This window comes from Nostoc sp. (genome assembly GCF_036919595.1).
Lineage (GTDB): Bacteria > Cyanobacteriota > Cyanobacteriia > Cyanobacteriales > Nostocaceae > Nostoc.
Map to the genome: position 1 here is coordinate 1 of NZ_JBALCO010000035.1, position 3,830 is coordinate 3,830.

Consider the following 3,830-nt stretch of genomic DNA (forward strand, 5'->3'; position numbering starts at 1 on the left):
GCATGGTCTTAATCTCCTCGAAGTTATTACTGATGCTTTAGAAGGTAATGTCTCTGTTTTCCTTTCCTCTATTACTACTAGCTAGGCAGTTACTAAGAATCTTATAAAGGCGATCGCCACCGTCAAGGGCGGGTACGCCATCGCTCTTTCTCGTTCAGGTAGAGTTGCAGTTTGTCAAGGTGGGAGCGCAATCATTGTAACGCTGCTTGAATTAACCTCTGCCGTAATCGGGTATATCGCTCTTGGGATTTTGTAGAAGGAATGCACATACTTATTGCCTTCTTGCTGCCAATAATAATCGCCAGCTTCTTGGCACGGGTTAACCCTGTATAAAGTAAATTCCGAGTCAGGGCAAAGCACTTGTACATCAGCTACCACCGTTCCAAGAAAATTAGAGGTTTCCTGGACTCTGTTAATCAAAGCTTACCAACCGAGCAATGGAAAATACACTGTGTCCGTTTTGCCCCTAATTGCCCAGTACAAAATCCGATAGAGGATATTTGGTTACAAGCCAAAACATGGGTTCGTTCGCGCAGCGTCTCGAAGAGACGTTTTTGTGCTTTAATTCCTTCATTTTCACATTTAAAGTGGATATTTGAGTGGTTTATTAGACATACTACCTTTGATTTTGACATTCTACAGATGTACGGAACTTATTCAAAAATCAAATAGGATTCCTATAGATATATCCGAGAAATAATCTATGGTGAAAGAAGAGCCATAACTTACTGGGAAATAACTACTGACCCAGAAACAATTTATTACTGGGATTTAATCATTTAATTAGTGCAATGAATCAATTTAAACCCTCTTATGCTTCTGGATAATTTAGTTTATTTACTACTTACTTACCCCGAAAAGTGACAGAAGAGGGATAACTGACTTTCCCTTATAACTAGCTGCGATCGCTATCCTTCATCTTAACTACTCTAGTTCTGCCTCTAATTCTTTGAATTCTTTGTACTCCCTATCTTTATGTTGCCAGTATTTATTTACTGTTTCTTTAGCTGCAACTGCACTTTCATATTCATCTCCACCTTGGAGAGTTAATCTTTCTCTTACTTTTTTCCGAAGGTCAGAGATGATTTTACCGTTAACTTTGCGGGTTTTAGCCCAATCTAAAATAGTTTCTGGATAAAAACTAGTGCCAATATATTTACCTTGAATAATTTCTGGTAGACTATAACCTTTTAGTTCGCTTATCCAATAGTAAATAAATTTGAGGTCTGGGTCTTTTTCGGAAATATTCTTATTTGGGTTATATATGCGAAAAGTATCACTTAAGGGATTAGTAACACCAGCTTGCATTTGCCACTGCCAATTATCAATTGCTAAATCTCCATCTACTAAATAGTTCATATAATGTCTAGCGCCATGATGCCAGGAAATACCGCAATTGATAGTTAAAAATGTGGCACACATTGCCCTCATGCGAAAGTTCATCCAACCCATAGTTTTTAGTTGTCGCATACTGGCATCTACCAGGGGAAAGCCTGTTAATCCTTCAAGCCATGCATGAAACAGTTCTTGTTTTTGTGGTGGTAACTCTAGGGGTGTATACCATTCATCAAATTCTGGATAACGGTTTTTGTAAGCTATTTCTGGGTAAAAATAAAGGCGCTGTGTAAAACTATCATGCCAGCGTAAGCGGTCACGAAATGCTTTTAATGAAAATTCTGCCTTGGGCTGATTTGTAAATTCTGCTGCTCGTGCTTTAGTACGTTGGTAAACAATGCGAGTTGAAATTGTACCAAAAGTCAGATGTGGTGATAGGTGAGATGTTGCACCTTGCTGTGCTAACCAAGGGCGTGAAAGTTTCCAGTGATAGCCATTAAATCTATTTTTAAGAAATGAATTTAATGTGGCTTGTGCCTGTGTTTCTCCACCAATCAAATATACCTGTTCTGTTTGTAAAAAAGCACGATATTTCTGTTTGAGTTCATCAAATGTAATTTGGGGTACGTTTAGAGAAAGTGATGGAGTGTTGATACTAGTGGGAGTTTGATAAATAGATTGTCTTTGATATGTGTAATACTCGTTAAACCACTGCTCACGTTTATCTTTTGATTGTAAAAAGTTGTTTAGTCCCAGATGATAATCGAGATTTAATGCTTGATACAAATTAACTACGGTTTTATCTCGGCTAATACCATACTCAACTTGTACATCACGATTTAAGTAAAGTTTTGGTCTATGTCCCTGCTGTGTTAATTGTTGAGTTAATTCTTGTATAATCTCTACAGCATTACCTTCAAATAATATTAATTTGCTACCTAATTTTTGTAAATTGCTATCTAGATTTTCTAGAGACTCAAACAAAAACCGCACCCTTGCTTTACCGACATCAACCCATTGATAAAACCAAGGGTCGATGATAAAGAATGGTAAAACTACGGTATTTTTGGCAGACGCTAAGGTGACAATTTCGTTGTCAGTCAAACGTAAATCTCGACGAAACCACAGAAGGTGCATAACTCAATTTTCTATATCAACTTAATAATACAATAGTACTAAATAATTTTAATGGTGGAACTAAAACTATGACCTACGCCTACAGTATGGATGACGCGGTGCAGGTAGCTAAACAAGCTGCTACTAATATTGAGGTGTGGTTATGGTCAAAGTCAGAAACTATTAGCGTCCAAAATGTTGAGGATGACCCAGACTACCAGCGCCGCGATGTTGACCTCATAGGACAACGCAGACGGGTGAAATTTTAATTGAGATTAAGGGCGACAGATGGAACAAGACACGTAACTTGTTCTTTGAAACCCATAGCAATTTGGAACGTGGAACGCCGGGATGCTTTATGTACACTGAGGCAGACTGGCTATTTTATTACTTTATCAACACTCGGCTTTTGTATCGGTTGCCGATGCCAAAGACGCGAGAGTGGTTTTTGATTACCATGCGGCGGTTTCAAGAGCGTACTACAACAACGCCAGTGGGGAACAGCGATTACACCACTGTGGGGCGGCTTGTGCCGATTACTACGGTGATGATGGAAGTGCCAGGGATTAAGATGGAGCAACTGTAGAGGGGCGATCGCCTTTCATAAATTCTTAGAGGAAGTGCGATTCGTTGTTAGTTAAATCACGGTAATCAGTCCGTATATAAACTAACCAACCTAATCTAGCAATAGATAAAAGTTGAACTCTCGGTCTGATATGGGTGAAAGTCCCATCTACCAGACTCAGGTATGACGGGAGCAATGCGATTTTGTGAGATGGGGAAGCAGGGGAGGCTCTTGAGGCAGGGGGGGGTAAGGAGAGCGATCATAGCGATCACTTTTTACTATTTATTGCTTTATGCCAGAACCCCCAAATTTTAGTCGAGCTAGATAATCTTTTTCTGACTGAGCTTCCTGATTTCTGCAATTACACCATCAAGCCCACGGTTACCATAAATAATTAGCAATCGTTCAGCAGATAAGTAACTTAGCACAGGGTTGCGAAATTTTTTAATATATGTTGTATCCGTAGGATTATAGCCAAACTGGGGAGCGATCGCTCTCAATTGCTCTTGAACAATAGCAACAGCCGGAATTGATAAAACAAAGTCTGCATCTGACAGGTTATGGAAGGCATACTCAGCCAGTAAGTTAGTTTGTGATGAATCTGCTTGTGGTGAGAAGTTGCCAAGTTGACGCACCCTCGGCAGACGCAGATGGTTTTGCTTTGATATGAATAAATATTCTTGGGCTACGGGGTCAATTCCAGCCATAATCGCAGCAGTACGTAACCAGTTAACTACCTTGTACTCGTTACCGAGAGTCGGAGCTGAGTGGGCGCAAGCTTGAGTAATCACAAACTCAGGGGATAACTTTCGCT

5 protein-coding genes and 1 pseudogene are annotated in these 3,830 nt (G+C 39.8%); 3 read left to right on the forward strand and 3 right to left on the reverse strand.

The features are described 5' to 3' along the window. Positions 1–191 precede the first annotated feature (191 nt). Positions 192–368 carry an ATP-binding domain-containing protein gene (locus V7K21_RS04400; protein WP_335171893.1) on the reverse strand — a complete coding sequence of 59 codons (177 nt, stop codon included), beginning with the start codon at positions 366–368 and terminating at the stop codon, positions 192–194. Between the two features lies 1 nt (position 369). On the opposite strand from V7K21_RS04400, the pseudogene V7K21_RS04405 reads away from it, so the two are divergent. After that, a pseudogene (locus V7K21_RS04405) lies at positions 370–672 on the forward strand (IS630 family transposase); the annotation flags it as partial. A 252-nt stretch (positions 673–924) separates the two neighbouring features. Here the strand turns inward: V7K21_RS04405 and V7K21_RS04410 are convergent. Continuing rightward, complete coding sequence (locus V7K21_RS04410) at positions 925–2,472, reverse strand: FAD-binding domain-containing protein (RefSeq protein ID WP_335171895.1); 1,548 nt, start codon at positions 2,470–2,472, stop codon at positions 925–927. A gap of 68 nt (positions 2,473–2,540) precedes the next feature. Here V7K21_RS04410 and V7K21_RS04415 point away from each other — a divergent pair, with 68 nt between their 5' ends. Beyond that, positions 2,541–2,720, forward strand: coding sequence for a hypothetical protein (locus V7K21_RS04415; protein ID WP_335171897.1), 180 nt, complete (start codon positions 2,541–2,543; stop codon positions 2,718–2,720). 89 nt (positions 2,721–2,809) lie between these two features. After that, positions 2,810–3,037, forward strand: a complete 228-nt coding sequence (locus V7K21_RS04420) for a hypothetical protein (protein WP_335171899.1) — start codon at positions 2,810–2,812, stop codon at positions 3,035–3,037. Positions 3,038–3,336: 299 nt separating this feature from the next. Here the strand turns inward: V7K21_RS04420 and V7K21_RS04425 are convergent. After that, positions 3,337–3,830, reverse strand: a 494-nt coding sequence (locus V7K21_RS04425) for a hypothetical protein (RefSeq protein WP_335171901.1), incomplete at its 5' end; no start/stop codon positions are given.

Coding starts and splice junctions, on each gene's coding strand:
- V7K21_RS04400 (WP_335171893.1), bottom strand. CDS start 368: ATGTACAAGTGCTTTGCCCTGACTCGGAATTTACTTTATACAGGGTTA.
- V7K21_RS04410 (WP_335171895.1), bottom strand. CDS start 2,472: ATGCACCTTCTGTGGTTTCGTCGAGATTTACGTTTGACTGACAACGAA.
- V7K21_RS04415 (WP_335171897.1), top strand. CDS start 2,541: ATGACCTACGCCTACAGTATGGATGACGCGGTGCAGGTAGCTAAACAA.
- V7K21_RS04420 (WP_335171899.1), top strand. CDS start 2,810: ATGTACACTGAGGCAGACTGGCTATTTTATTACTTTATCAACACTCGG.